Raw genomic sequence first — 25702 nt, 5'->3', positions numbered from 1 at the left:
TGACGCTGGGGGATTTACGGTTTTACGTACCAGAAGTCCTGCCAGAACCCGATCACCTTTGCGGGGTAGTGATGCTTGCCAAGGCTTCCGTTATAGCGAGCCAGCGCGCGGTTGATGTCACCGTTTTCCTTCTTCAGGTAATAGCTGAGGATGGTGCAGCCGTAGCGGAGGTTGGTAGCGTTGTCGGTCAGATTGTCTTGCGGCCGTCCCAGTTCGGCCTTCCAGAAGGGCATCACCTGCATCATGCCCTGCGCGCCGACGCTGGAAATGGCGAAACGGTCGAAGTGGCTTTCAGCATGGATCAGTGCCAGAACGATATCTGGTTTGAGCCCCGCCTTGCTGGCCTCCTGATGCACTAAACGAAGAAAAGTCAGACGCTCCTGCGGGTCACGAACGTAGCGCTTCAGTCGAGTCGACATATCAAGCAGCCAGACTTCCGCATCAAAGCGATCCTGAAAGCTCTCAGCTTCAGCAACGGTGCGCTGCATCAGGTCGCGAAGCTCTGGCTCCGGCGCCTGGCGAACAGTCGCAGAAACTGGCCAGGCAGCGAGCAGCATCAGCAGCCATAGGAGCGGGAGCGGCTTCATGGCGCAGCTAGTCGCCTTCGCCAGTATCGTGTGCCTGACGACCTGCGTCCTGCATCAGGGTCTGGAGAAACTCCTGCTGCAAGTCTGGGTCGTTGCGGGTCAGCTCAATCAAACTCTGTTCAAGCTCGCTGGCTTCCTCCTCCAGGCCAAGCTCTGAAAGTCGCTTGACGCGATGCACCCACTGATTGACATCGTCACCTTCGAGGTCATCGAAGATCAGATCGTGCGCTTCGAGCAGCTTGCCACGCAGTGCGCGGCTGACAAGAAGCGTGGCGTCAGCTCGGGTGCCGTCCTGCGAGTCTTCGACCTGCAACTGGAGTTTTCCAACCTGGCTGATGTCCTGATCTGAGAAGGGGCCATCAAGCAGATTCAAGCGCAGCACGCCGTTGCGGTCGGTGCTCAGTTCGTGTTTCTCGTTAGCTGCGATGACCTGCACCGGACGCTCCGCCCATGGCAGGCTGGAATACTCCAGCCGGGCGTCGCGTCGTTGCTCGTCGAGGCTGGCAAGGTTCTGCTGCGATCGACCGTTGGACTCGACATTGATAAAAGGGTTTAGACCGGCAAAACCATAGCTGATCCAGTCGCGGGTAGCGCTTTCCGGCAGGTTGCCGAGCAGCACCACATTGAGCACATTGGCGCCAATGCCCGCGACCACTGCTACAGCGCCCAGCGGGATCTCGTACAGCTCGCGCCAGGGCTGGTAGGGCGTATAACGGTCATAGCGCCGCGTCACCTCGAAGTCAGTCACCTCGAAGGTCTTTTGATCGAGTATGCGGATGCGCCGCTGGGGAAGCTCGAGCAATGGCGCGCCCACCTCTATACGCAGGCTGTGATCGAGCAGCTTGCGTTCGGTGCGGGCTTCCTGTTCGCTGCGTTGAGGCAGCTGATTGGCGCAGCCGCTCATAAAAAGCGCCATGCAAAGCATGGCGCAGGTTGAAGCACTTCGGTTGAGCATGATTTCCGTCAGCGGCTGGCGCGGGAATTGATGAATTCGAGAATGTCGGCAGCCGGGACGGCCTGGCTTTCGGCATCACGGCGATGCTTGTATTCCAGTGTGCCATCTGCAAGACCGCGGTCGCCCACAACGATGCGATGCGGTATCCCTACCAACTCCATATCGGCAAATTTGACGCCTGGACTGGTCTTTTTGTCACGGTCGTCTAGGAGGACGTCGTAGCCAGCCGCCGTGAGTTCTGCGTAGAGCTTATCGGTTGCTTCGCGGACGAGCTCGTTTTCATACTTCATCGGGATTAACGCGATCTGGAACGGGGCGAGGGCATCCGGCCAGAGGATGCCGCGGTCATCGTAGTTCTGCTCGATGGCGGCCGCGACGACGCGAGACACACCAATGCCGTAGCAGCCCATGGTCAGGGTGACGGGCTTGCCGTTCTCACCCATCACGCTGCAATTCATCGCCTCACTGTACTTGGTGCCCAACTGGAAGATGTGGCCGACTTCGATGCCGCGCTTGATGATCAGCGAGCCGACGCCATCGGGGCTTGGGTCGCCTGCAACCACGTTGCGCAGGTCAGCCACCTCAGGTAGGGGCAGGTCACGCTCCCAATTGACGCCGAAGTAGTGCTTGTCCTCCTGGTTGGCTCCCGCCACGAAATCGCTCATCAGCGCCACAGAGCGATCAATGACGCAGCTGATCGGCAAGTTCAGCGGGCCGAGCGAGCCAGGACCAGCGCCCATGGTGGCGCGGATTTCGGCTTCGGTCGCGAATACCAGCGGTTGTGCGACCTGAGGCAGATTCGCCGCCTTGATCTCGTTCAGTTCATGGTCACCACGCACGATCAGTGCAACCAGTTGGTCCTTCTCGATGCTCCGCACAAGCAGTGTTTTGATCGTTTTTTCAATAGGCAGTTGGAACTGCTCGACCAGTGCCGCGATCGTCTTGCAGTTCGGGGTATCCACCAGACGGAGCTCTTCGGTTGCAGAGCCGCGCTCGGCCTCGCGTGGGATCGCCTCGGCCTTCTCGATGTTGGCCGCGTAATCGGAGCTATCGCTGAATGCGATATCGTCTTCGCCGGACTCGGCCAGCACATGAAACTCATGCGAGCCGGTGCCGCCAATGGAGCCGGTATCCGCCTGCACAGGACGGAAATTCAATCCCAGTCGCGTGAAAATCTTGCAGTACGCCTCATGCATCCGGTCATACGTTTCCTGCAGTGACTGTTGGTCAGCATGGAACGAATAGGCGTCCTTCATGATGAATTCGCGCCCGCGCATCAGGCCGAAGCGAGGACGGATTTCATCGCGAAACTTGGTCTGTATTTGGTAGAAGTTGATCGGCAGTTGCTTGTAGCTGTTCAGCTCGTTGCGTGCCAGGTCGGTGATGATCTCTTCATGAGTCGGGCCAACACAGAATTCGCGGTCATGACGGTCTTTCAGGCGCAGCAGCTCAGGACCGTATTGTTCCCAACGGCCGGTCTCCTGCCAGAGTTCGGCAGGCTGTATCCCAGGCATCAACACTTCCAGCGCGCCGGTCTTGTTCATTTCTTCGCGAACGATGGCCTCGGCTTTGCGTAGCGCGCGCAGCCCCATCGGCATCCAGGTATAGAGGCCGGACGCCAGCTTGCGGATCATCCCGGCACGCAGCATAAGCTGGTGGCTGATGACAACGGCGTCGGAAGGCGTTTCTTTGAGGGTCGAGAGCAGGAACTGACTGGTGCGCATGTGGGCCGTTGTGTCCTTGCAGAGCGGAGAATTTGGCCCGGCATTGTACGGCCAGGACAGGGCAACGTACAGAATCGTTCCGATAGTATGCGCGCGCAGAAACGAAGAAGCCCGGCGCAGGGCCGGGCTTCTCTTCTAGCTCGAGTTACAACTGATAGGCCTGTATTACAGGATGCTCAGCGGGTACTCGACGATCAGGCGGGTATCGCTCAAGTCGTTATCCAAGCCGTTGGTGGCCTGATAAAACGCCTGGCGGACACGCAGGGACAGGTCCTTGGCTGGGCCTTCCTGGAATACGTACTTAGCTTCGATATCCCACTCGGACTCTTCTGCGTCTGGGTTGCCAGCACCCATGTTGATGTTGCTGCCGTCAACATAGCGAGTCATGAAGCTCAACCCGGAAACGCCATAAGTAGTCATGTCCAGGTCGTAACGGACCTGCCAGGATTGTTCGTCTTCGTAATAGAAGTCGGAATACTGGACCGAGTTGCTCAACCATACAGTGCCGCCGCCGTCGATGCCGTACGTGTAGCCGGTTGTATCGTAGCCACCGTGGGACTTCTGATAAGCGACCGTGAAGCTATGAGCGCCAAGGGAGTAAGTTGAAGCAAGGCTCCAGATAGTATTGTCTTCGTCGCTACCGGTGCCGGTGAATTCCGACTCGTATTCTGTCTGGTAGATATTGAAGTCAAAAGCCAGTGACTGGTCTGCGCCAAGGCCCAAGTTATAGTTGACATTGCCGTAGACTTTCTCGAAGGCGTCTTTTACGTCCGAGTAGTACAGCGAGGTGCTCAGGCTGTCGCTGAACGCGTAGGTGCCACCGACGAGGTTGATCTCTTCTAGGCCAACGGAGTCATGGTCCGCTTCAGATTTTGCGCTCAGGGCAGTGAAGCGACCGATGTTCAACTCAAGCCCATCAATCTCACTGCTAGTGATCAGGCCGCCGCGTGCAGTTTCTGGCAGCAGGCGGGCGTCGTCGGTGGAAAAGACCGGCAGGGCCACAAACTGAGTGCCGTACTTCAGTACGGTATCTGAAACGCGGAATTTGACTGCTACGCCGGCCGAGGAATAGTCATCTTGCGGCTTGCCTTCGCTGTCCTTCGGGAAAATGTCCGGCCAGGCGCGACCTTCGCCGCTGTCAAGCTTGACGCCAAGGAGGCCAATTGCGTCGACGCCGACGCCAATGGTGCCTTGGGTGAAGCCTGACTCGAAGGTGCCAATAAAGCCATGGCCCCATGCTTCACGATAGCTTTGGGAAGCATCGTCACGGAAATCACGGTTCATATAAAGGTTACGGTTCAGGATGGTCAGGCTGCTGCCTTCAACAAAGCCTTCCGATTCGGACTGGCTAGATGCAAAAGCCATTTGCGACGTGCCGGCCGCAACGGCCATTGCAATAACGCTCCACTTCATCACTTGCATTGTGATTGCTCCTTTGGTTTCAAATTGGTGCTTGCTTTCCTGCGTGCGCCGGAAAGAGGCATCTTTATTTTCGGTATACAAGCTCAATTGAGTCCTTCGTTTGCCTAGCTGGTCGTGACCTGCAGCAAGCCTGGAATGTATTTCCGAGAATTACTGTGTAGCTGGGTAAACTGGCGCGAGCAAGCTTAACTCAGCTATCCGCGATTTTCTTCCCCCGTTCATGCAGCTTTTTTACTCAAAGCAATAACCGTGCACAAAAACAATTTATTGATTTTCCGCGACGTTTGGAGTTGATGCATGTTGCCGGTCGCGCTAAAGCAGGGCTGGGTGCGAACCTGCGTGCACCTCGCTGGTGCGCTTGCCTTGCTGATCGCTTTCGGGTGCTGGAGTATCCTGCCGCAAACGATCAGGCAAAGCTTAGCTGGCGCCGACATCAAATTAGGTAAAGGAGACCGTTATGTTCGTTCTCGATGAACGCTTGCAGCAGGACACGGTGACGCTGGGCAATTTTCCGTTATGTCGGTTGCTTTTAATGAATGATGCCAGTTATCCGTGGTTCATCCTGGTGCCCCGTCGCGAGGAGGTCAGTGAGCTGTTTCAGCTGGATCCTGCCGATCAGCAACTGTTGTGGCGAGAGGCGACGGCCCTGGCGGAAATAGTCAAAGACACCTTTGGCGCGGACAAGATGAATGTGGCAACACTGGGCAATGTCGTAAGCCAATTGCATATGCATGTGATTGCCCGTAGGCGGGGCGACGCCGCCTGGCCGGCCCCGGTGTGGGGCTTTCAGTCGGCCAAGCCTTATAGCGAAGCGCAGCTGGCGGGTATCAGCCAAAAGCTGAAGCTCGTCCTCGCTAATGGCTTTCAGTTCGAGGAGGGCAGGTAATGGATTTGGAGCAACGCATTGCCGACTTGGAGGCGCGCCTGGCTTTTCAGGACGACACTATTCAGACACTAAGCGATGTACTGGTCGCACAGCAGCGTACGGTGGACCGGCTGCAGGCGCAGTTGGGCTTGCTCGCAAGGCGGCAGGAGGATCTGCAAAGCAGGGTGGAGGGGGAGGGAGACGAAGCGCCCCCGCCCCATTATTGACAGGGCGGCGGCCTTATAACAGCAGGGCGTGCTGGCGCTCTGCCTCAGCGGTCAGTGGTTCGGCTGATCGGCGACTACGTCTTCAGCCTGAAGGCCTTTGTCGCGCATCATGGTTGTGAATTCGACGCGTTGGCCTTCGACCAGTACCCGGTGGCCTTCGCCTCGAATTGCCCGGAAGTGGACAAAGACGTCGTCGCCACTGTCACGGGAAATGAAACCGAAACCCTTTGAAGTATTGAACCACTTGACGGTGCCAGTCTCGCGTCCTGCTGTCGGAGCAGTGGCGTGGCTGGGCTGGGCTTTGCGGATTTTGCCAGAGCCGCGGTTGGAGTTGCTCGCGCTTGGGGCCTTGGTTTGGCTTGTTGCCAATTGCAGCAGAACGGCGATAAAAGCGAGCATGAGACTGGCCAAGGTTGCCGGCTGGCCTGCGACGCTGGCGACTGGAATCAATACGATGGCAGTCTGGATGGCAGCTGAAGCGATTAGCAGTGCGGATGCGCCGAATAAAAGCGGACGGGCATGCCCGTTAGTGTTCAGTTGAGTTGAGGCGGCGAACTGCACATTTAGCAGACCCAGAAGCAGCAGGCACAACGCTGCGGGTTGAACCAGCAGAGGCATGGCACCGGTCAAGCTGGGTACGAACGATAACATCAGGGCGGCTACGCCCGTTAATACATGAAGGATCTTAAGCATTCTTATGACTCGCAGTTAAATAGCACGACAGAAAACGGCAGGCTTTCGGGCAAGTGGAGACGCTGAGCGTAAGTGCGGCGATCGCTCATATTTGATGGTGCCCTGCCTGCGGCGCGCGCGAATTTAACAGTAAAGAGTGGCGTCGCTCAATTCGGTACGGTTGAGGCTGTGGATTGAGCGAGGGTGGGATGAATTGTGTTGAGCGTTCCGGCGTGCGGTTCGCACTGAAGGGGGCGGCGGGATAACCGCGTCAAGCGGCTATCCCGTTTGCAAGCGTATACGCTGGTTGGCCGTCAGGCGGCCAGCAAGCTGCGCAGCATCCAGGCAGTTTTCTCGTGGATCTGCATGCGCTGAGTCAGTAGGTCCGCAGTGGGCTCGTCGCTCACTTTTTCCAGTAGCGGGAAAATGCCACGTGCCGTGCGGACTACGGCTTCCTGACCTTCAACCAGGAGCTTGATCATCTCTTCAGCAGCGGGGATGCCCTCTTGCTCCTTGATTGATGAAAGCTTCGAATAGGCCGCGTAGGTGCCCGGAGCCGGAAAGCCCAGTGCGCGGATCCGCTCAGCAATGTCATCCACAGCCAGTGCCAGTTCCGTGTACTGCGTCTCGAACATAGTGTGCAGGGTATTGAACATGGGCCCTGTCACGTTCCAGTGGAAGTTGTGAGTCTTCAGGTACAGGGTATAGGTGTCGGCCAGCAGGCGGGACAAGCCCTCCGCAATAGCAGCGCGATCCTGTTCGGCAATACCGATGTCGATTTCCATGGTTATCTCCCGTTTAGTGAATTCGCTGACATTTATGCCAGAAAATGAGTGTCTTTGGTGAGACGCTGCGCTGGCAGCGGCGATCTAGAGATTGGAAGGGGGGTGACGACTTCAGTTCAGTAACGGTGGTTATGGCCTCGATTGCTTGACCCTATCGGCAGTCGGCTGCGTTGAAATGATTATGCAGATATAATCCCGCGCTTGTGTCGGGCGGCTCGTTTTGCCGTGCGAGGAAGTACTGAGGTGCCGGTGCTTGATCCCTCCATTGCCGACGATTGACATCTCAGGCGGGGCGCCAGTTGGCAGCCGTCTGCACAGTCGCGATTCGAGCGACCCAACGAATTTTCAAGATGCGAGAAGCGAACCTCACCATGATGCGCAGCCACTATTGCGGCCAGTTGAACGAAAGCCTGGATGGCCAGGAAATCACTCTTTGCGGCTGGGTTCACCGTCGCCGTGACCACGGCGGGGTTATTTTCCTCGATGTGCGTGATCGTGAGGGCCTGGCTCAGGTCGTGTTCGATCCCGACCGTGCCGAGACCTTCGCCGCCGCAGACAAGGTGCGCAGCGAGTACGTAATCAAGATTACCGGTAAGGTGCGCTTGCGCCCGGCTGGTGCGGTTAACCCGAACATGACGTCCGGCGCTATCGAAGTGCTGGGTTACGAACTCGAAGTACTCAACGAGGCGGAAACTCCGCCGTTCCCCCTCAATGAGTACAGCGATGTCGGTGAGGAAACTCGTCTGCGTTATCGCTTCATTGATCTGCGCCGACCAGAAATGGCCGAGAAGCTCAAGCTGCGCTCGAGAATCACTGCCAGCATTCGCCGCTACCTCGACGAAAACGGCTTTCTCGACGTGGAAACGCCCATCCTCGGACGCCCGACCCCTGAGGGCGCGCGTGATTATCTGGTGCCTAGCCGCACCCATGCCGGCAACTTCTTCGCACTGCCCCAGTCGCCCCAGCTGTTCAAACAGCTACTGATGGTCGCGGGTTTCGATCGTTACTATCAAATCGCCAAGTGCTTCCGCGATGAAGATCTGCGCGCAGACCGTCAGCCGGAATTCACCCAGATCGACATTGAAACCAGCTTTCTGGAAGAGTCCGACATCATCGGGATCACCGAGGGCATGGTGCGCAAGCTGTTCAAGGAAGTGCTGGGCGTCGAGTTCGGCGACTTCCCGCACATGCCGTTCGAAGAAGCCATGCGTCGCTATGGCTCCGACAAGCCGGATCTGCGTATTCCGCTGGAACTGGTTGATGTTGCCGATCAGCTGCAGCAGGTCGAATTCAAAGTGTTCAGCGGTCCGGCGAACGATCCCAAGTGTCGCGTCGCCGCGCTGCGTGTTCCGGGCGGTGCGAGCATGCCGCGCAAACAGATCGACGATTACACCAAGTTTGTCGGCATATACGGTGCAAAAGGGCTGGCGTACATCAAGGTCAACGAGCGCGCCAAGGGCGTCGAGGGACTGCAGTCTCCGATCGTGAAGAACATCCCGGAAGACAAGCTCAACGTGATCCTTGATCGCGTCGGTGCCGTCGACGGCGACATTGTCTTCTTTGGCGCGGACAAGGCCAAGATCGTATCCGAGGCGCTAGGCGCGCTGCGCATCAAACTTGGCCATGACCTGAAGCTGCTGACCTGCGAGTGGGCGCCGATGTGGGTGGTCGACTTCCCGATGTTCGAGGAGAACGACGACGGCTCGCTCAGCGCGCTGCATCATCCGTTCACCGCGCCGAAATGCACGCCAAAAGAACTTGAGGCCAACCCTGCAGGTGCGCTGTCGCGTGCTTATGACATGGTGCTCAACGGCACTGAGTTGGGGGGCGGTTCGATCCGTATTCACCGCAAGGAAATGCAGCAGACGGTATTCCGCATCCTGGGCATCGATGAAGCAGAGCAGGACGAAAAGTTTGGCTTCCTGCTCGACGCGCTCAAGTTCGGTGCACCGCCGCATGGCGGGCTAGCGTTCGGCCTTGACCGTCTGGTGATGCTGATGACCGGCGCGCAATCGATTCGTGAAGTCATTGCTTTCCCTAAAACCCAGAGTGCCGCGGATGTCATGACCCAGGCGCCAGGTGCGGTGGATGGCAAGGCGCTGCGTGAATTGCATATTCGCCTGCGTGAGCAGCCGAAAGCCGAATGACGGCACAAGAGCCCAGGGAAACCTGGGCTCTTGGTTTCAGCAAGATGAAAAGTTGATCGGAAAGGGAGGCAGTTAATGGCTGGTCATTCCAAATGGGCCAACATCAAGCACCGCAAGGGGCGTCAGGACGCCAAGCGCGGCAAGATCTTTACCAAGCTCATTCGCGAGCTGACGGTCGCCGCAAAGAGCGGGCCTATTCCCGCAGACAATCCACGTCTGCGCTTGGCGGTCGACAAGGCACTGGTAGCGAACATGTCGCGCGACGTGATCGACCGTGCCATCGCGCGGGGCGCGGGCAACAACGAGGCCGACAATGTCGTCGAGTTGACCTATGAAGGCTATGCGCCCAGCGGCGTCGCCGTCATCGTCGAGGCCATGACAGACAACCGTAACCGTACAGCGGCTGAGGTGCGCCATGCCTTTAGCAAGCACGGTGGCAACCTCGGCACGGATGGCTCGGTGGCCTACATGTTCGACCGCAAGGGTCAGATCAGCTTTGCCGCAGGCATAGACGAGGACGCATTGATGGAGGCGGCGCTGGAAGCCGGCGCCGACGACGTGGAAATGGCGGAGGACGGCTCGGCTCTGGTGTCTACCAGCTTTACGGATTTTCATGCCGTCAATGAAGCGCTGGATGCGGCCGGGTTCAAGGGTGACGAGGCGGACATCGCCATGATCCCGTCGATCGCGGCGCCGGTCACTGATCTGGAGACTGCGCAGAAAGTGCTTCGCCTGATTGATGCGCTGGAAGATCTGGATGACGTACAGAACGTCTACCATAACGCCGAGATTTCGGATGAGCTCATGGAGCAGCTGGACTGATCCGTTGCCATGAATAAAGAGCCGGAAGTCACCAAAGGTGCTTCCGGTTTTTTTTCGAGGAGCGCCTGCTGCCTCGTTATGTCTCTGGCCGTAGAGAAGGGGCGTCCTTATACTGGCGGCTGGATAAATAGACAGTATGGCGGTGTCATGACGCTAATTCTCGGGATAGACCCGGGCTCACGAATCACCGGCTACGGCGTGGTGCGGGATAACGGTCGCAGTTGCGAATACGTGGCCTCGGGCTGCATTCGCACGGGCAGCGGTGAGCTTTCGGCGCGCTTGCAGGCAGTATTCTGTGGCGTCAGCGAAGTCATTCGGCTCCACGGTCCTGTGACGATGGGCATTGAGCAGGTGTTTATGGCGCGCAACGCGGACTCCGCTTTGAAGTTGGGGCAGGCGCGAGGGGCTGCGATCGTGGCGGCTGCCGAGCAGGGCCTCGAGATCTCCGAATACACTGCCACCCAGGTCAAGCAGGCGATTGCAGGAACGGGTGGGGCGGACAAGCAGCAGGTGCAGATGATGGTAATGCACCTGCTGAAATTGACTCAGAAGCCGCAAATTGATGCGTCTGACGCTCTGGCAATTGCGCTGTGCCATGCACATCATCGTCAGAGCCTTATTCCGCATGGCCTTGCTGGTGCCAAGCGAAGAGCCGGACGCCTGCGGCTGTAGTCGAACCTCTCCGGCGTTGAAGCCCGGAGGCAGGTTGTGAGCAATCCGATCGGTTCCAAATCGATCGAACGAGGACGTATCACAGTGATTGGACGCTTGCGCGGGACCCTGGCGGAGAAACAGCCGCCTCATTTGATTCTCGACGTCAATGGCATCGGTTATGAGCTTGAGGTGCCAATGACCACTCTTTATCGCCTGCCTACGGTGGGCGAGCCGGTCACGCTGCATACCCATCTGGTGGTGCGTGAAGACGCGCATCTGCTGTATGGCTTTGCTGAAAAGCGCGACCGAGAGCTGTTCAGGGAGCTGATTCGGCTCAACGGTGTTGGGCCGAAGCTAGCCCTTGCTTTGATGTCCGGCCTTGAAGTGGATGAGTTGGTGCGCTGTGTCCAGGCGCAGGATACTTCGGTGCTGGTCAAGATCCCGGGGGTTGGAAAGAAGACCGCCGAGCGCCTGCTGGTCGAGCTGAAGGATCGTTTCAAGGCCTGGGAGACTATGCCGTCCATCGCCACGCTTGTAGTGGAACCTCGCGGTGCTGTGACAGTCTCAAGCGCCGAGAGTGACGCAGTTAGCGCATTGATTTCCCTTGGCTTCAAACCGCAAGAGGCGAGCCGAGCCGTCTCCGCCGTACAGGAAGAAGATTTGAGCAGTGAAGACCTGATCCGCCGTGCACTAAAGGGAATGGTCTAGCGTGCGATATCAAATGTTCACCACGGCGTCGGTCTCGAAGCGTACTGGCGCGCCGTTGCTTCTCTCTGCTGTCGCGCCCGCGTTGCGCCAGGTATCGCAGTTCGTGGCGGATCTGCCTGAAACGGAATTGGCTGAAGGTGGATGCTCATGATCGAAGCTGACCGGCTCATCACGGCCACTGGCCGTGAGCGCGAAGAACAGTTCGATCGTGCGATCCGTCCGCTGAGCCTGGCCGAATATGTTGGTCAGCCGGTAGTGCGCGAGCAGATGGATCTCTTCATCCGTGCTGCGCGTGGGCGCAAAGAGTCGTTGGATCACACGCTGATCTTTGGTCCGCCGGGCCTGGGCAAGACCACGCTCGCGAATATCATCGCGCAGGAAATGGGCGTGTCGATCAAAAGCACCTCGGGGCCCGTGCTCGAGCGGCCAGGCGATCTGGCGGCGCTGCTGACGAATCTGGAAGAAGGTGATGTGCTGTTCGTCGACGAGATCCATCGGCTGTCGCCAATTGTGGAGGAAGTGCTTTATCCCGCGATGGAGGATTTTCAGCTCGATATCATGATTGGTGAAGGGCCCGCCGCACGCTCGATCAAGCTCGACCTACCGCCGTTTACCCTAGTTGGTGCGACGACGCGGGCCGGCATGCTCACCAATCCGCTGCGCGACCGTTTCGGCATCGTCCAGCGTCTTGAGTTCTACTCAACAGCTGATCTGGCAACCATTGTCACTCGTTCAGCAGGAATTCTCGGTCTACCCATCGAGGCGGAAGGGGCTGTCGAAATCGCCCGGCGCGCCCGCGGCACCCCGCGTATCGCCAATCGCCTGCTCCGTCGGGTGCGCGACTTCGCCGAAGTGCGCGGCAATGGCGAGATCAGCCGTAATACGGCGGACCTCGCGCTGAACATGCTCGATGTCGACGAGCGCGGCCTGGATCATCAGGATCGCCGGCTGCTACTGACGCTGATCGAGAAGTTCGATGGCGGTCCGGTTGGTATCGACAGCCTGGCGGCTGCCATCAGCGAAGAGCGTCATACCATCGAGGATGTGCTTGAGCCCTATCTGATCCAGCAGGGTTACATCATGCGCACCCCAAGGGGGCGAGTCGTCACACGCCACGCCTATTTGCACTTTGGTTTGAACCTTCCGAAACGCCTGGGGGATACACCGACTCCCGATCTTTTCAGTGGCGACACAGAGTGACGAAAATTTCTTTGTTTTACCCAATTGGCAATTGCAGGGCCTGGCACTAGTATGCGCGCGGAATCACAAGTTCAATTGTTCTCCCATCGTTGTCGCGTGTACTACGAAGATACCGATGCGGGTGGCATCGTTTATTACGTCAATTACCTCAAGTTCATGGAGCGGGCCCGTACCGAACGGTTGCGTAGCCTGGGTTTTGCCCAGTCGCAGCTGGTTGGTGAAGACCTGCTTTTTGTCGTGCATTCCAGTGAAGCGCGTTATCACGCGCCGGCGCGTCTGGACGACGAACTGCTGGTGACAGCCGAAGTGGTCGAAGTGAAGCGTGCAAGCCTGCGTTTCAAACAGCAGGTGCGGCGAGCTGAAGATGATGTACTGCTCTGCGAAGGGCAGTTCGTGGTGGCGTGTGTGCGCACCAAGAGTTTGAAACCCCGTCCTATTCCAGAGCTGCTGCGTGCCGCTTTCGTCGGGTCGGGTCTACCCCCAGCAGGAGAGTAAGCGTGGAATCCAACGTCGATCATATGTCCATGTGGAGCCTGATCAGCAACGCCAGCTTTGTGGTTCAGCTGGTGATGCTGATTCTGGTGGGCGCCTCGGTGACCTCATGGATCTTGATTTTTCAGCGCGGCAATATGATCCGAGCCGCCAAGCGTTCCCTGGATGCTTTCGAGGAGCGTTTCTGGTCGGGTATCGACCTGTCCAAGCTTTATCGTCAGGCTGGAAGCAATCCGGACCCGGACTCGGGTGTCGAGCAGATCTTTCGTGCTGGCTTCAAGGAGTTTTCTCGCCTGCGTCAACAGCAGGGTGTCGATCCGGACGCTGTGATGGATGGCGTAAACCGTGCGATGCGAGTAGCTATTTCACGTGAAGAAGAAAAGCTCGAGCAGGGGCTGCCGTTCCTGGCAACAGTGGGGTCCACCAGCCCCTACATCGGCCTGTTCGGTACTGTGTGGGGCATCATGAACTCTTTCCGCGGACTGGCTCAGGTTCAGCAAGCCACGCTGGCCACGGTTGCGCCGGGTATTGCCGAAGCACTGATTGCCACGGCAATCGGTCTTTTTGCGGCAATTCCAGCGGTCATTGCTTATAACCGCTTCGCGGCGCGTGGCGAGATGCTCATCGGTCGTTACTACACCTTTGCCGATGAGTTCCAGGCGATCCTCCATCGCAAAGTTCACACCTCCGAAGATTGAGGCCCATAGGCCATGGCAAGAATTCGCAACAGACGCAAACCCGTCGCCGAGATGAACGTGGTGCCGTACATCGACGTGATGTTGGTACTGCTAGTGATCTTTATGGTGACCGCCCCAATGCTCAACCAGGGCGTGAAGGTTGACCTGCCAAAGGTCAGCAGCGAAGTGCTGCCTCAGGATAACGATGCGCAGGTGCTGACAATCTCGATCAAAGCCGACAAGACCTATTACTGGAACATCGGCAGCGAGGTCGACACCGATACCGTTCAGGACAAGGCGTTGACGCTCGAGGAAATGACCAAGGCGGTTACCGCGATCATGAACCAGAACCGCAGTCAGGGTAAGCAGATCCAGGTCTTCGTGCGAGGCGATAAAGCCGTGGCTTATGGTTCTGTAATGGCGGCCATGGGTGGATTGCAGGAGGCGGGCGTGGGTAACGTCGGCCTGATTACCGAGGCGCCTTGATGCAGCAGCTGGATCGTTCGCGCTCTGAGAGCCTCTATTGGCCCACCATTCTGGCAGTGGGCCTGCATGTAATCATTTTTGCGGCGTTGTTCGTCAGCTTCGCCATGACGCCAGAACTGCCGCCGTCCAAGCCTATCGTCCAGGCCACTCTGTATCAGCTGAAATCCCAGAGTCAGGCGAAGGTACAAACGAACCAGAAAATCGCCGGCGAAGCGCAGAAGACCGCAGCAAAGCAATATGAAGCCGAACAGCTGGAACAGCGCAAGGTAGAACAGCAAAAGCAGGCGGCCGCAAAAGCTGCGGAACAAAAAAAGGCTGACGAGGCTCGAAAGGCCGAGGCAGCGAAGGCTGATGCGGCAAAGAAGGCCTCCGAGGCCAAGAAAGCTGACGAGGCAAAGAAAGCCGAGCAACAGAAGCAGGCGGAGATTGCAAAGAAGAAAGCGGCCGAAGAAGCACAGAAGAAAAAAGCCGCTGAGGAAGCTAAGAAGAAGGCAGCAGCCGAAGCGGCGAAAAAGAAAGCTGCAGAAGATGCGAAGAAAAAAGCGGCCGCTGAGGCAGCAAAGAAGAAAGCCGCCGAGGAGGCAAAAAAGAAAGCTGCAGCCGAGGCCGCCCGCAAAGCCGCTGAAGACAAGAAGGCACAGGCACTGGCCGAGCTGCTGTCCGATGATACGGAGCGACAGCAGGCGCTGGCTGATACCCAGGGCGATCAGACCTCCGGAAATTTCGACGATCTGATTCGCATGCGTGCCGCTGAAAACTGGACCCGGCCACCCTCGGCGCGAAATAACATGTCGGTTACGTTACGAGTCAACATGCTGCCGGACGGCACCATTACCGCTGCGACAGTTTCACGTTCCAGTGGTGATGCTCCGTTCGACAGTTCCGCAGTAGCGGCAGTAAAGAATATCGGTCGGCTGACCGAAATGCAGGGGCTCTCTGCACAGGACTTTCAGCCGTATCGCTCGTTCACGATGACATTTACGCCTGAGGATCTAGCGTTGTGATCAATTACTTTCGAGGTTTCATCGTTATTCTCCTATTCGTATTGGGCAACGCAGTTGCGCAGGAGAAAAACATCGTCGTTACCAGCGGTGCCGATCGCGCCATTCCGATCGCGGTGGTTCCGTTTGGCTGGCAGGGTGGTACCGTGCTGCCTGAAGACATGGCCGAGATAATCGGCAATGACATGCGTAACTCAGGAATCTTCCAGCCTATTCCCAAGCAGAACATGATCAGTCTGCCTACCCGCGGCACTGAGATTATCTTTCGTGACTGGAAGGCTCTCGGTGCGCAGTACGTCATGGTCGGAAACATCACGCCGGGCGCTGGCAAGCTGCAGATTCGCTATGAGGTGTTCAACGTAACAACCGAGCAGCAGGTTTTGACCGGCACCGTTGGTGGTTCTCAGGACCAGCTGCGGGACATGGCGCATTACGCGTCTGATCAAGCTTTTGAAAAGCTCACGGGCATAAAAGGCGCGTTCTCGACCCGCCTTCTGTATGTGACCGTTGAGCGTCTTGGTGGTGCGAATACACGCTATACACTGCAACGCTCCGACTATGACGGTGCTCGCGCAGTAACCTTGCTGCAGTCCCGCGAGCCGATTCTTTCGCCGCGCTATTCGCCGGACGGTCGCCGTATTGCCTACGTCTCGTTCGAGCAGAAGCGACCGCGTATCTTCATGCAGCACATCGATACTGGTCGTCGCGAACAGATCACCAATTTTGAAGGGCTTAACGGCGCGCCCGCGTTTTCGCCGGATGGCAATCGCCTTGCCTTTGTATTGTCGAAAGATGGCAATCCCGAGATCTATGTGATGGACCTAGGCTCGCGTCAGTTGCAGCGTCTGACTGATCATTACGCAATCGACACCGAGCCTTTCTGGGGTGCTGATGGGCGTACCATCTATTTCACCTCAGATCGTGCCGGCAAACCGCAGATCTACAAGCAGCGTTTGGGAACCAATAACGCCGAGCGCGTCACCTTTGTTGGCAACTACAACGCCAACCCGAAGCTGTCGGCAGATGAAAAAACGCTGGTCATGATTCACCGTCAGGAGGGCTACACAAACTTCAAGGTGGCGGCGCAAGACTTGCAGCGTGGGAATCTGCGCATTCTTTCCGAGACAAGTTTAGATGAGTCGCCCACTGTTGCGCCTAATGGCACCATGCTAATCTACGCGACCCGCCAGCAGGGCCGGGGAGTCTTGATGCTCGTATCAATCAATGGTCGAGTTAGGCTCCCGCTTCCTACTGCTCAAGGCGAAGTCCGTGAGCCATCGTGGTCCCCTTACCTGAACTGATGCGGTATCAACGCTTTACCTAACCAAAAACACACCTGGGGTTGTTACACATGGAAATGCTGAAATTCGGTAAGTTCGCTGCGCTGGCTCTGGCTATGGCCGTAGCTGTTGGTTGTTCGTCTAAGGGCGGCGACGACTCTGGCGAAGGCTCCACTGCCATTGATCCGAACGCTGGTTACGGTGCTGATAGCGGCGCCGTTGACGGCAGCATGAGCGAAGAAGCTGCTCTGCGCGCTATCACTACTTTCTACTTCGAATACGACAGCTCGGACCTGAAGCCGGAAGCCATGCGCGCTCTGGACGTTCATGCCAGGGATCTGAAGTCCGCTGGCAACCGCGTTGTTCTGGAAGGCCACACTGACGAGCGTGGTACTCGCGAGTACAACATGGCTCTGGGCGAGCGTCGTTCCAAAGCCGTTCAGCGTTATCTGGTGCTGCAGGGCGTGTCGCCTGCGCAGCTGGAGCTGGTTTCCTACGGTGAAGAGCGTCCGGTTGCCATGGGCAACGACGAGCAGTCCTGGGCTCAGAACCGTCGCGTTGAACTGCGTAAGTAATAAACCATGCTCAAGCACCGTTATGCTCTGACGCTTCTCGCACTTGGTCTGCCACTCTCTGTGACAGCTCAGGTTCCGGTTGTTGATTATGACTCGCAAGCCCAAGGTGGTGCGGTCGGGTCAGGCTATTCAGCCGGGTCGGATACTGGCGGTGCCTATGTCGGAGGCGGGGCGTCAGCTCCGTCTTCGGCGCAGGGCATGCTCTTCGTGCAGTTGCAGCAAATGCAGGAAGAGATCGCGCAACTGCGCGGGATGTTGGAAGTGCAACAGAATGAGATTCAGCGCCTGAAACAAGAAGGGCTGGAACGCTATCAAGATCTAGATCGTCGCTTGTCGGGCGCCTCCACGGGCGGATCGGCCAGTCAGAATTCTTCAGCTGCTGGTGCCATCGATGCCAGTGGTCCGGTACAGGCCCCAAACGGAGGCTCTGCACCACAATCGGCAGGCAGTCAATCGGCCGATCCTGAAAAGGAAAAGCTCTATTACGACGCCGCATTTGACCTTATCAAGGCAAAAGACTTCGATAAGGCCAGCCAAGCCTTTGCTGCTTTTCTACGCAAGTATCCGAGCAGTCCTTATGCTGGTAATGCCCAGTATTGGTTGGGCGAAGTGAATCTCGCCAAGGGGGATTTACAGGGTGCAGGACAGGCGTTCGCCAAGGTTAGCCAGGCTTACCCTCAGCACAACAAGGTTCCTGATTCGCTGTACAAACTCGCTGATGTGGAATTGCGTTTGGGTAACCGTGATAAGGCCAACGGAATCCTTCGTCAGGTCATCGCCGATTACCCAAATAGCTCGGCTGCGCAGTTGGCCCAGCGTCAGTTGAATCGATAGAGCTAACCTTTGCTCCGCTTTAAACCCGCCCATCAGGCGGGTTTTTCGTTAGAATCGCGCCCCCTTTCCCGCAACGGAGGCGGATGGCCTGTTTAGCCGTCACGCCCGTGGCTGATATGCATCCAACTTTACGAATTTCCGAGATTTTCTACTCGCTGCAGGGAGAGACGCGCACCAGTGGGTTGCCCACTGTGTTCGTGCGTTTAACCGGCTGCCCCCTACGCTGTCAGTACTGCGATACCGCTTACGCCTTCAATGGCGGAGAAGTCATGTCGCTCGATGCAATTGTTTCCCGCATCGCCGAGTATCGGCCACGTTATGTGTGCGTTACCGGTGGTGAACCGCTGGCTCAGCCGAACTGCATCCCGCTGCTGGAACGTCTATGCGATGGCGGTTATGAAGTTTCGCTGGAGACCAGTGGTGCACTGGACATATCGATGACTGATGTGCGGGTGAGTCGGGTAGTGGACTTGAAAACCCCAGGTTCGGCAGAGGTGGCGCGCAATCACTATGAGAACATTGGGCATCTGAGGGCTAATGATCAGATCAAGTTTGTGATCTGTTCTCGCGAAGATTACGACTGGGCAGTATCAAAGCTGATTGAGTACCGGCTGGATGCGCGGGTGGGTGAGGTGCTGTTTTCGCCTAGTCACGGACAGGTGGATGCACGCGCGCTGGCCGACTGGATCGTCAGTGATAACCTTCCGGTGCGTCTGCAGCTGCAGCTGCATAAAATTCTTTGGAACGATGTCCCTGGCCATTGACCGGCGGTAAGTTGCTGCAGCTCGCAGAGACATTCACAGGTATTCACGATGACTGGTAAAAAGGCGGTAGTGCTTCTGTCCGGCGGGCTCGATTCGGCCACCGTGGTGGCGATGGCCAAGGCTAACGGTTATGCCTGCTACAGCATGAGTTTCGATTATGGCCAGCGTCATCGAGCAGAGCTGCAGGCTGCCGAGCGGGTGGCTCAACATTTGGGCGTAGTTGAGCACAAGGTTATTGGTATGAATCTCAACGGGATTGGCGGATCGGCTTTGACCGATAGCAGTATCGCCGTGCCTGAAGAGCTAGGGGAAGGAATACCCGTCACCTACGTACCGGCACGCAACACCCTGTTTCTCTCGCTGGCATTGGGTTGGGCTGAAGTGCTGAATGCCCAAGATATTTTTATCGGTGTGAATGCAGTCGACTATTCAGGCTATCCGGATTGTCGTCCGGAGTTTGTCGAGGCTTTCGAGCGACTCGCAAATCTGGCCACCAAGGCGGGTGTAGAAGGGCGTGGGTTTACCATTCATGCTCCGCTGCAGAGCCTGAGCAAGGGCGAAATCATCCAAGCTGGCGAGCGTTTAGGTGTTGACTACAGCATGACTGTTTCCTGCTACCAGGCAGACGAGGATGGGCGCGCATGTGGTAAGTGCGACAGCTGCCGATTACGTGCAGTCGGCTTCGACGAAGCTGGTGTCCCTGACCCTACCCGCTACAAGTGATCCTAAAAAAACTTGATTTACTCAATCAAATCAGTATTATGCGCTCCGCGTCGGGTCGTTAGCTCAGTTGGTAGAGCAGTTGGCTTTTAACCAATTGGTCGTAGGTTCGAATCCCACACGACCCACCAAATTCCCTAAGGGAACGAAAAGCCGGAGGCCGAAAGGTCATCCGGCTTTTTTATATCCGCAGTTTATAAATTTACAAGAACGAGCGTGCAACACGGTTATTAAGGTCAATTCCTCTACGACCTTGGTATGTGACCCGAGCGTCTTTAAACGTACTAGACTGCGACCTTCCGATTTCACAGTGGTTCGAGGCTCAAATGTATTCTGATCGCATCCGCTTGTCCTCCCTGCATAGCAAGGTCATGAGCGCCGACGAGGCCGCTACCCATGTTCTCGACGGCATGACTGTCGGCATGAGCGGTTTTACCCGTGCCGGTGAGGCTAAGGCCGTTCCCATGGCGCTGATCAAGCGCGCCAAGGAAAACCCGCTGAAAATCAGCCTGATCACCGGTGCCAGCCTCGGCAATGATCTGGACGGCCTGATGGCTGAGGCCGGTCTGCTGGCTCGTCGTATGCCCTTCCAGGCGGACGCAGCGCTGCGCAAGGCGATCAATGCGGGTGAGGTCATGTTCATCGACCAGCACCTGTCGCATACCGTCGAGCAGATGCGTAACCACCAAATCAAGAAACCCGATCTCGCCATCATCGAGGCCGTTGCGATCACGGAAGATGGTCACATCGTGCCGACCACGTCGGTGGGTAACTCCGCCAACTTGGCTCTGTTTGCCGATAAGGTGATCATCGAGCTGAACATGGCACACAACCCCAACCTGGAAGGTCTGCACGACATCTACATCCCAGGTGAGCGGCCGAATCGTCAGCCGATTCCCCTGCTGAAAGTCGATGATCGCATCGGCACAGGCGCCATCCCGATCGATCCGGCCAAAATCGCTGCTATCGTCGTCACGGACCAGCCTGACTCCTATTCCACAGTCACCCCGCCGGACGATGAGACTCAGGCTATCGCCAACCATCTGATCCACTTCTTCAAGAAGGAAGTCGATGCAGGTCGTCTGAGCAACAGTCTCGGCCCGCTGCAGGCTGGTATCGGCAACATTGCCAACGCAGTGATGTGCGGTCTGATCGATTCGCCATTCGAAAATCTGGTGATGTACTCCGAGGTGCTGCAGGACTCCACCTTCGATCTGATCGATGCGGGCAAGATGGTTTTTGCTTCCGGCTGCTCCATCACCTTGTCCGAGCGCTGCAACAACCGCGTGTTCGGCAACCTGGAAAAGTACAAGGACAAGCTGGTACTTCGTCCGCAGGAAATTTCCAACCACCCGGAGCTTGTGCGTCGTATCGGCATCATCGGCATCAACACCGCACTTGAATTCGACATCTACGGCAATGTCAACTCGACCCACGTTGGCGGCACCAAGATGATGAATGGCATCGGCGGTTCGGGTGACTTTGCTCGTAACGCGCATATGGCCATTTTCGTCACCAAGTCGATCGCCAAGGGTGGCAACATCTCCAGCGTCGTCCCGATGGTCGCTCATGTCGACCACACCGAGCACGACGTCAGCATCCTGGTGACCGAGCAGGGGCTGGCTGACCTTCGTGGTCTGGCGCCGCGTGAACGTGCGCGAGCGATCATCGATAATTGCGTGCACCCGTCCTACCGTGATGCGTTGAACGCCTACTTCGACGCGGCTTGCAAGAAGGGTGGGCAGACGCCACACCTGCTGCACGAGGCAATGGATTGGCACACCAATCTCGAAGAGCGCGGACACATGCTCAAGGGTAAGTGATGCAGAGCCCGCCGACGCAAGTCGGCGGGCTTTTCAGTTCAGGCCAGTATTTTGTTGTTTCCCCATCTGCTTTCACTTTTCTGAAAGCTTCGGCTAGTATTCCGCCCCCTTGGTAACGGCAGGGGTGAAATGCTCGGTCTTTCCTCGCTTCACCTTTCCTTTCGCTACGTCCGTATTCTCGGCCTCGATGGCTATAATCGGCGGCTCGTACACCGCCGTGCTTGCAGGAACCAGCGAACATGACGCAAATACCCGAACGTATTCTTGTGCAGGCTCATCTGGCGGCCAAGCAGCCCAAGCCGCTGACGTCCGAGCAGGAGGCGCAGTTGCGCAGCGATATCGCCGCCGAGTTGAAGCGGCAGAATGCGGTGCTGGTTGCCCACTATTACACCGACCCGGTGATCCAGGCGTTAGCCGAGGAGACCGGCGGCTGCGTTTCGGATTCGCTGGAGATGGCAAGATTCGGCAATGAACATAGCGCGCAGACCGTGGTTGTCGCGGGCGTCAAGTTCATGGGCGAAACTGCAAAAATTCTTAATCCCGAGAAGCGAGTCCTGATGCCAACGCTGGAGGCCACCTGTTCCTTGGATCTGGGTTGCCCGGTCGAGGAGTTCTCGGCATTTTGCGACCAGCATCCAGAGCGTACCGTAGTTGTTTACGCCAACACATCGGCCGCGGTGAAGGCGCGTGCCGATTGGGTCGTCACTTCCAGTTGCGCCCTTGAAATCGTCGAGAGCCTGATGGACAACGGTGAAAAGATCATTTGGGCCCCCGACAAGCACCTCGGAAGCTATGTGCAGCGTGAAACCGGTGCCGACATGCTGTTATGGGACGGTGCCTGTATCGTCCACGAGGAGTTCAAGTCAAAGCAGCTGGAGGATATGAAAGCGCTGTACCCCGATGCGGCTATATTGGTTCATCCCGAGTCGCCCGAATCGGTGATTGCTCTTGCTGACGCGGTAGGCTCGACGAGTCAGCTGATCAAAGCTGCACAGAATCTGTCCAACCCTATGTTCATCGTCGCTACGGATCGCGGGATCTTTTACAAGATGCAACAGCTTTGCCCTGACAAGCAGTTCATTGAGGCGCCGACGGCAGGGAGTGGGGCGACCTGCCGGAGTTGCGCTCATTGCCCTTGGATGGCAATGAATACCCTTGAGCGCACACTGGAGTGTTTGCGCACTGGCCGTGACGAGATAACTGTCGATCCGGCATTGATTCCGCGAGCGATCAAGCCGCTCAAGCGCATGCTGGAATTCACTCAGGCTGCGCGCATCCGGCAGGCTGGCAACGCCTGACGCAGCTGCTGTCAGTCTGAGTCATGCCGCAGCTTTCAGCCGCTGCATGACTCAGCGCAACATGTCCTCCACCATCCGCTTTTCTTCGAGCAGCTGCTTTTGCCGGGCATCGATTCGTGCCGCGCTCTGGAAGTTGTCCGAACGACGTTTGGCGAAGTCCAACTGCTCGATCGCCTGATCGTAGTCTCCGACGAGTGCAAAGTACTCCGCGCGAGCTTGATGCAGGCCGATGATATTGCCCGTGAGCCCGCGGATTTCTGCAACCTGATACCAGATGTCCGGATCCTGCGGCCGGGCTTCGACCAGTGCGTTGAGCTGTTGCTCAGCATCCTGCAGTTTGGTTTCCTTGATCAGTAGATCGATGTTCGCCTGCCGTACCGGATAATTTCCGGGGTAAAGACTAAGCAAGCTCTGCATGCGCGTCCGCGCGGCGGCAAGTCGGTTGGCGGTGATGTCCAGCTCGATCTGAGCCAGATTGTAGGTGACATCATCCGGCTCCTTTGCCAGCAGTGGCTCGAGATTTGTCGCGGCTTCACTCAACTGGCCGCTTTTCATTTGCGCCAGCGCCAAGCCATAGCGCGCCGCGTCGAGGGTCGGGTCGTCTGCCAGCATCGCGCGGAAGCGCTTGGCGCTGACTCCTGGTGTGCTTTCGAACTTCAGCTCTACGCGCGCGCGCAGGAGCTGATACCGAAGGCTGTCTTCAACCCCGGTGTCGGCGTATTGCTCAGCCCGGTTTTTGGTGTCGGCAATACGTGACTCAGTGACCGGGTGAGTGAGCAGGAACTCAGGCGGCTTCTGGTCGTAACGATACTGGCGCATCAGACGACCAAACATCTCAGGCATGGCGCGGGGGTCGTAACCAGCTCGTTCGAGATTGATGATGCCTATCCGGTCGGCTTCTTGCTCGTTCTGTCTGGAGAAACGACGCTGAGACTGAATGGCGGCCGCTTGGGTCGAGATGATGGCGGCGATGCCAGCATCGCCTGCGCCAGCTGCAGCAGCAACAACACCAGCAAGCATGGCGGCCATCAGCGGCAGCTGCATGCGTTTCTGCGCTTCCAATCCGCGAGCGAAGTGGCGTTGGGACAGGTGGGCCAGTTCGTGCGCGAGTACCGAGGCGTATTCAGCTTCAGTCTGGGCATGCAGGAACAGGCCGCCATTGACGCCTATGATCCCGCCCGGTGCAGCAAAGGCGTTTAGTTGCGGGCTGTCGAGCAGCACGAATTCCAAGCGGCGATCCTGTAGCTGGCTGGTTTCGGCCAGACGGTAGACGCTGCGCTCCAGGTAATCCTTGAGCAGTGGATCGGAAAGCTGTGGGACCTGGCCGCGCAACAGGCTGAGCCAGGCTCTGCCCAGCTGGTGCTCCTGCTCCGGTGAGACGATGCCGGAGCTGGAATCACCGAGCGAGGGTAGGTCATTTGCTATCACTGGCTGGCTGATCAGGCAGGCGAGTGCGAGCAGGGTAGGGCGCAGCAATTTCATCCAGACTGGCTCTTCAAGGCAGGAGCGCTACTGTAGCCTTGTGCTCGGGTCGCTGGCCAGAGCCGGGCGCAGCTCGGTATCCTGCAGCCCTTTCGAGGAGATGAACATGACTCAACAGGGTGCCCCTGGCATGGCCTGCGATGCCGAGCTGGATGCGGTCGGGCTGGACTGCCCGATGCCTTTGCTCAAGGCGAAACTGGAGCTCAATCGGTTGGCCAGCGGGCAAGTATTGAAAGTCACGGCAACCGACCCGGGGTCGCAGCGCGATTTTCGTAGTTTCGCCAATCTGGCTGGTCACACTCTGCTTCACGAAGAGGCGCAAGAAGGGCTCTATCGTTACTGGCTGCGCAAGGCCTGATGGCTGCTAAGGAAGGCACATGCTAAACGTATTGCGGGGTTGGATTCATCGCTATTTCTCGGACGAGGAGGCGGTGGTCCTTGGGGTGTTGTTGGTGGTCGCCTTTGCGACAGTGCTGACCCTCGGCCACATGTTGGCGCCGGTGATCGCCGGGCTGGTGCTGGCGTACCTTATGCAGGGGTTGGTCGGCGCGCTGGAGCGAATCAAACTGCCGCATCTGGTAGCGGTATGGTTGGTTTTTCTGATGTTCATCGGCTTGCTGACCGTCTGCATTCTATTCCTGGCGCCGTTGATGTGGCAGCAGGTGTTGACGCTGTTCAACGAGCTGCCGCGGATGCTGGTCGAATGGCAGTCGCTGCTGCTTCTTCTGCCCGAGCGCTATCCTCAATTGCTCACCGAAGTGCAGGTGTTGCGCGGTATCGATTTCATTCGGGGCGAGGTCGGTCGCTACGGTCAGATCATGCTCACATCTTCGCTGTCGAGCCTGCCTCTGCTGTTGAGCCTGATGATCTACCTGATCCTGGTGCCCATTCTGGTGTTCTTTTTTCTCAAGGATCGCCAGCAGATCAACGACTGGCTCAGTGGTTACCTGCCGCACGAGCGTGGGCTGATCACTCAGGTGGCGCAGGAAATGAACGTGCAGATCGCCAACTACATTCGCGGCAAGGCGATCGAGATCCTGATTTGCGGGGTCGTCTCGTATGCGGTTTTCGCTGCTCTGGAACTGAATTACGCGGCGTTACTGGCGATGCTTGTCGGGATCTCGGTTGTCGTGCCTTATATCGGTGCGACGGTTGTGACCATTCCCATTGCCTTGATCGGCTTGTTTCAGTGGGGGCTGGGTGATCAGTTCATTTATTTGATGGTGGCCTACGCCATCATCCAGGCCCTGGACGGTAACGTTTTGGTTCCGCTGTTGTTCTCTGAAGCGGTGAACCTGCACCCAGTTGCGATCATTTGTGCTGTGTTGCTGTTCGGCGGGCTATGGGGCTTCTGGGGCGTGTTCTTCGCCATTCCGCTGGCCACTCTGTTCAAGGCAGTGCTGTACGCGTGGCCGCGTCGGTCGGCTACGGTGCCTGTGGTTGATCACGTTGGGTAGCCGCTGGGTCCTAGCGCTGGCGGCAACAAGCTGGCGAGTAAATGC

General features: G+C 57.5%; 27 protein-coding genes and 1 tRNA gene. 21 read left to right on the top strand and 7 right to left on the bottom strand.

Annotated elements, in window-relative coordinates:
* Nucleotides 1-14: 14 nt before the first annotated feature.
* The 4 genes from AAGW23_RS04010 to AAGW23_RS03995 form a co-directional block, all read right to left on the bottom strand.
* Entirely contained in the window at nt 15-587 is a 573-nt protein-coding gene (locus AAGW23_RS04010; RefSeq protein WP_342405072.1) for a lytic transglycosylase domain-containing protein, read from the bottom strand.
* Nucleotides 588-594: 7 nt separating this feature from the next.
* Nucleotides 595-1542, bottom strand: a complete 948-nt coding sequence (locus AAGW23_RS04005) for a hypothetical protein (protein ID WP_342405071.1) — start codon at nt 1540-1542, stop codon at nt 595-597.
* 8 nt (nt 1543-1550) lie between these two features.
* Nucleotides 1551-3266: a proline--tRNA ligase gene (locus AAGW23_RS04000; protein WP_342405070.1), complete on the bottom strand. Its 1716-nt coding sequence runs from the start codon at nt 3264-3266 to the stop codon at nt 1551-1553.
* A gap of 165 nt (nt 3267-3431) precedes the next feature.
* Nucleotides 3432-4688: an OprD family porin gene (locus tag AAGW23_RS03995; protein WP_342405069.1), complete on the bottom strand. Its 1257-nt coding sequence runs from the start codon at nt 4686-4688 to the stop codon at nt 3432-3434.
* 457 nt (nt 4689-5145) lie between these two features.
* On the opposite strand from AAGW23_RS03995, the gene AAGW23_RS03990 reads away from it, so the two are divergent.
* On the top strand, nt 5146-5574 hold the full coding sequence (locus AAGW23_RS03990) for an HIT domain-containing protein (RefSeq protein ID WP_342405068.1): 429 nt from the start codon (nt 5146-5148) through the stop codon (nt 5572-5574).
* Nucleotides 5574-5780 (top strand): SlyX family protein, encoded by a 207-nt coding sequence (locus AAGW23_RS03985; RefSeq protein WP_342405067.1) that lies wholly within the window; start codon nt 5574-5576, stop codon nt 5778-5780. The genes AAGW23_RS03990 and AAGW23_RS03985 overlap by 1 nt, the downstream gene beginning before the upstream one ends.
* A 51-nt stretch (nt 5781-5831) precedes the next feature.
* On the opposite strand, the gene AAGW23_RS03980 is transcribed toward AAGW23_RS03985, so the two are convergent.
* Nucleotides 5832-6473 carry a cold shock domain-containing protein gene (locus AAGW23_RS03980; protein ID WP_342405066.1) on the bottom strand — a complete coding sequence of 214 codons (642 nt, stop codon included), beginning with the start codon at nt 6471-6473 and terminating at the stop codon, nt 5832-5834.
* 293 nt (nt 6474-6766) lie between these two features.
* Nucleotides 6767-7237: a Dps family protein gene (locus AAGW23_RS03975; RefSeq protein ID WP_045428739.1), complete on the bottom strand. Its 471-nt coding sequence runs from the start codon at nt 7235-7237 to the stop codon at nt 6767-6769.
* Between the two features lie 371 nt (nt 7238-7608).
* On the opposite strand from AAGW23_RS03975, the gene aspS reads away from it, so the two are divergent.
* From aspS to nadA, 17 genes are all read left to right on the top strand, one after another.
* Entirely contained in the window at nt 7609-9384 is a 1776-nt protein-coding gene (gene aspS, locus AAGW23_RS03970; protein WP_342405497.1) for an aspartate--tRNA ligase, read from the top strand.
* 75 nt (nt 9385-9459) lie between these two features.
* A complete protein-coding gene (locus AAGW23_RS03965) occupies nt 9460-10206 on the top strand; it encodes a YebC/PmpR family DNA-binding transcriptional regulator (protein ID WP_342405065.1) in 747 nt (248 codons plus the stop codon).
* A 147-nt stretch (nt 10207-10353) separates the two neighbouring features.
* Entirely contained in the window at nt 10354-10878 is a 525-nt protein-coding gene (gene ruvC, locus AAGW23_RS03960) for a crossover junction endodeoxyribonuclease RuvC (protein ID WP_342405496.1), read from the top strand.
* 84 nt (nt 10879-10962) lie between these two features.
* Nucleotides 10963-11568 (top strand): Holliday junction branch migration protein RuvA, encoded by a 606-nt coding sequence (ruvA, locus tag AAGW23_RS03955; protein ID WP_342405495.1) that lies wholly within the window; start codon nt 10963-10965, stop codon nt 11566-11568.
* A 147-nt stretch (nt 11569-11715) separates the two neighbouring features.
* The gene (ruvB, locus tag AAGW23_RS03950; protein WP_342405064.1) at nt 11716-12768 is read left to right on the top strand and encodes a Holliday junction branch migration DNA helicase RuvB; all 1053 of its coding nucleotides are present in this window, start codon (nt 11716-11718) and stop codon (nt 12766-12768) included.
* Nucleotides 12769-12819: 51 nt separating this feature from the next.
* Nucleotides 12820-13263, top strand: coding sequence for a tol-pal system-associated acyl-CoA thioesterase (ybgC, locus tag AAGW23_RS03945; protein ID WP_342405063.1), 444 nt, complete (start codon nt 12820-12822; stop codon nt 13261-13263).
* 2 nt (nt 13264-13265) lie between these two features.
* On the top strand, nt 13266-13958 hold the full coding sequence (gene tolQ / locus AAGW23_RS03940) for a protein TolQ (RefSeq protein ID WP_073300710.1): 693 nt from the start codon (nt 13266-13268) through the stop codon (nt 13956-13958).
* 12 nt (nt 13959-13970) lie between these two features.
* Entirely contained in the window at nt 13971-14423 is a 453-nt protein-coding gene (gene tolR / locus AAGW23_RS03935; protein ID WP_342405061.1) for a protein TolR, read from the top strand.
* Complete coding sequence (gene tolA / locus AAGW23_RS03930; RefSeq protein ID WP_342405060.1) at nt 14423-15427, top strand: cell envelope integrity protein TolA; 1005 nt, start codon at nt 14423-14425, stop codon at nt 15425-15427. The genes tolR and tolA overlap by 1 nt, the downstream gene beginning before the upstream one ends.
* Nucleotides 15424-16725: a Tol-Pal system beta propeller repeat protein TolB gene (gene tolB, locus AAGW23_RS03925; RefSeq protein ID WP_342405059.1), complete on the top strand. Its 1302-nt coding sequence runs from the start codon at nt 15424-15426 to the stop codon at nt 16723-16725. Before tolA ends, tolB begins: the two co-directional genes overlap by 4 nt.
* 50 nt (nt 16726-16775) lie before the next feature.
* Nucleotides 16776-17279, top strand: coding sequence for a peptidoglycan-associated lipoprotein Pal (gene pal / locus AAGW23_RS03920; protein WP_342405058.1), 504 nt, complete (start codon nt 16776-16778; stop codon nt 17277-17279).
* Between the two features lie 6 nt (nt 17280-17285).
* Entirely contained in the window at nt 17286-18113 is an 828-nt protein-coding gene (gene ybgF, locus AAGW23_RS03915) for a tol-pal system protein YbgF (RefSeq protein WP_342405057.1), read from the top strand.
* Between the two features lie 116 nt (nt 18114-18229).
* Nucleotides 18230-18877, top strand: a complete 648-nt coding sequence (gene queE / locus AAGW23_RS03910; protein ID WP_342405494.1) for a 7-carboxy-7-deazaguanine synthase QueE — start codon at nt 18230-18232, stop codon at nt 18875-18877.
* A 48-nt stretch (nt 18878-18925) separates the two neighbouring features.
* Entirely contained in the window at nt 18926-19600 is a 675-nt protein-coding gene (gene queC / locus AAGW23_RS03905) for a 7-cyano-7-deazaguanine synthase QueC (protein WP_342405055.1), read from the top strand.
* A gap of 52 nt (nt 19601-19652) precedes the next feature.
* A tRNA-Lys gene (locus tag AAGW23_RS03900) sits at nt 19653-19728 on the top strand.
* Nucleotides 19729-19923: 195 nt separating this feature from the next.
* Entirely contained in the window at nt 19924-21420 is a 1497-nt protein-coding gene (locus AAGW23_RS03895) for an acetyl-CoA hydrolase/transferase family protein (RefSeq protein WP_102834757.1), read from the top strand.
* Nucleotides 21421-21659: 239 nt separating this feature from the next.
* Entirely contained in the window at nt 21660-22718 is a 1059-nt protein-coding gene (gene nadA / locus AAGW23_RS03890; RefSeq protein WP_342405054.1) for a quinolinate synthase NadA, read from the top strand.
* Between the two features lie 51 nt (nt 22719-22769).
* Here nadA and AAGW23_RS03885 read toward each other — a convergent pair whose 3' ends face one another.
* Nucleotides 22770-24200 (bottom strand): M48 family metalloprotease, encoded by a 1431-nt coding sequence (locus AAGW23_RS03885; protein WP_342405053.1) that lies wholly within the window; start codon nt 24198-24200, stop codon nt 22770-22772.
* A gap of 106 nt (nt 24201-24306) precedes the next feature.
* Here AAGW23_RS03885 and AAGW23_RS03880 point away from each other — a divergent pair, with 106 nt between their 5' ends.
* Nucleotides 24307-24558 carry a sulfurtransferase TusA family protein gene (locus AAGW23_RS03880; protein WP_342405052.1) on the top strand — a complete coding sequence of 84 codons (252 nt, stop codon included), beginning with the start codon at nt 24307-24309 and terminating at the stop codon, nt 24556-24558.
* Nucleotides 24559-24577: 19 nt separating this feature from the next.
* The gene (locus tag AAGW23_RS03875; RefSeq protein ID WP_102834753.1) at nt 24578-25657 is read left to right on the top strand and encodes an AI-2E family transporter; all 1080 of its coding nucleotides are present in this window, start codon (nt 24578-24580) and stop codon (nt 25655-25657) included.
* Nucleotides 25658-25702 lie beyond the last annotated feature (45 nt).

Source organism: Stutzerimonas chloritidismutans (genome assembly GCF_038562055.1).
Classification (GTDB): domain Bacteria; phylum Pseudomonadota; class Gammaproteobacteria; order Pseudomonadales; family Pseudomonadaceae; genus Stutzerimonas; species Stutzerimonas chloritidismutans_A.
This window is presented reverse-complemented; position numbering and strand designations above follow the sequence as displayed.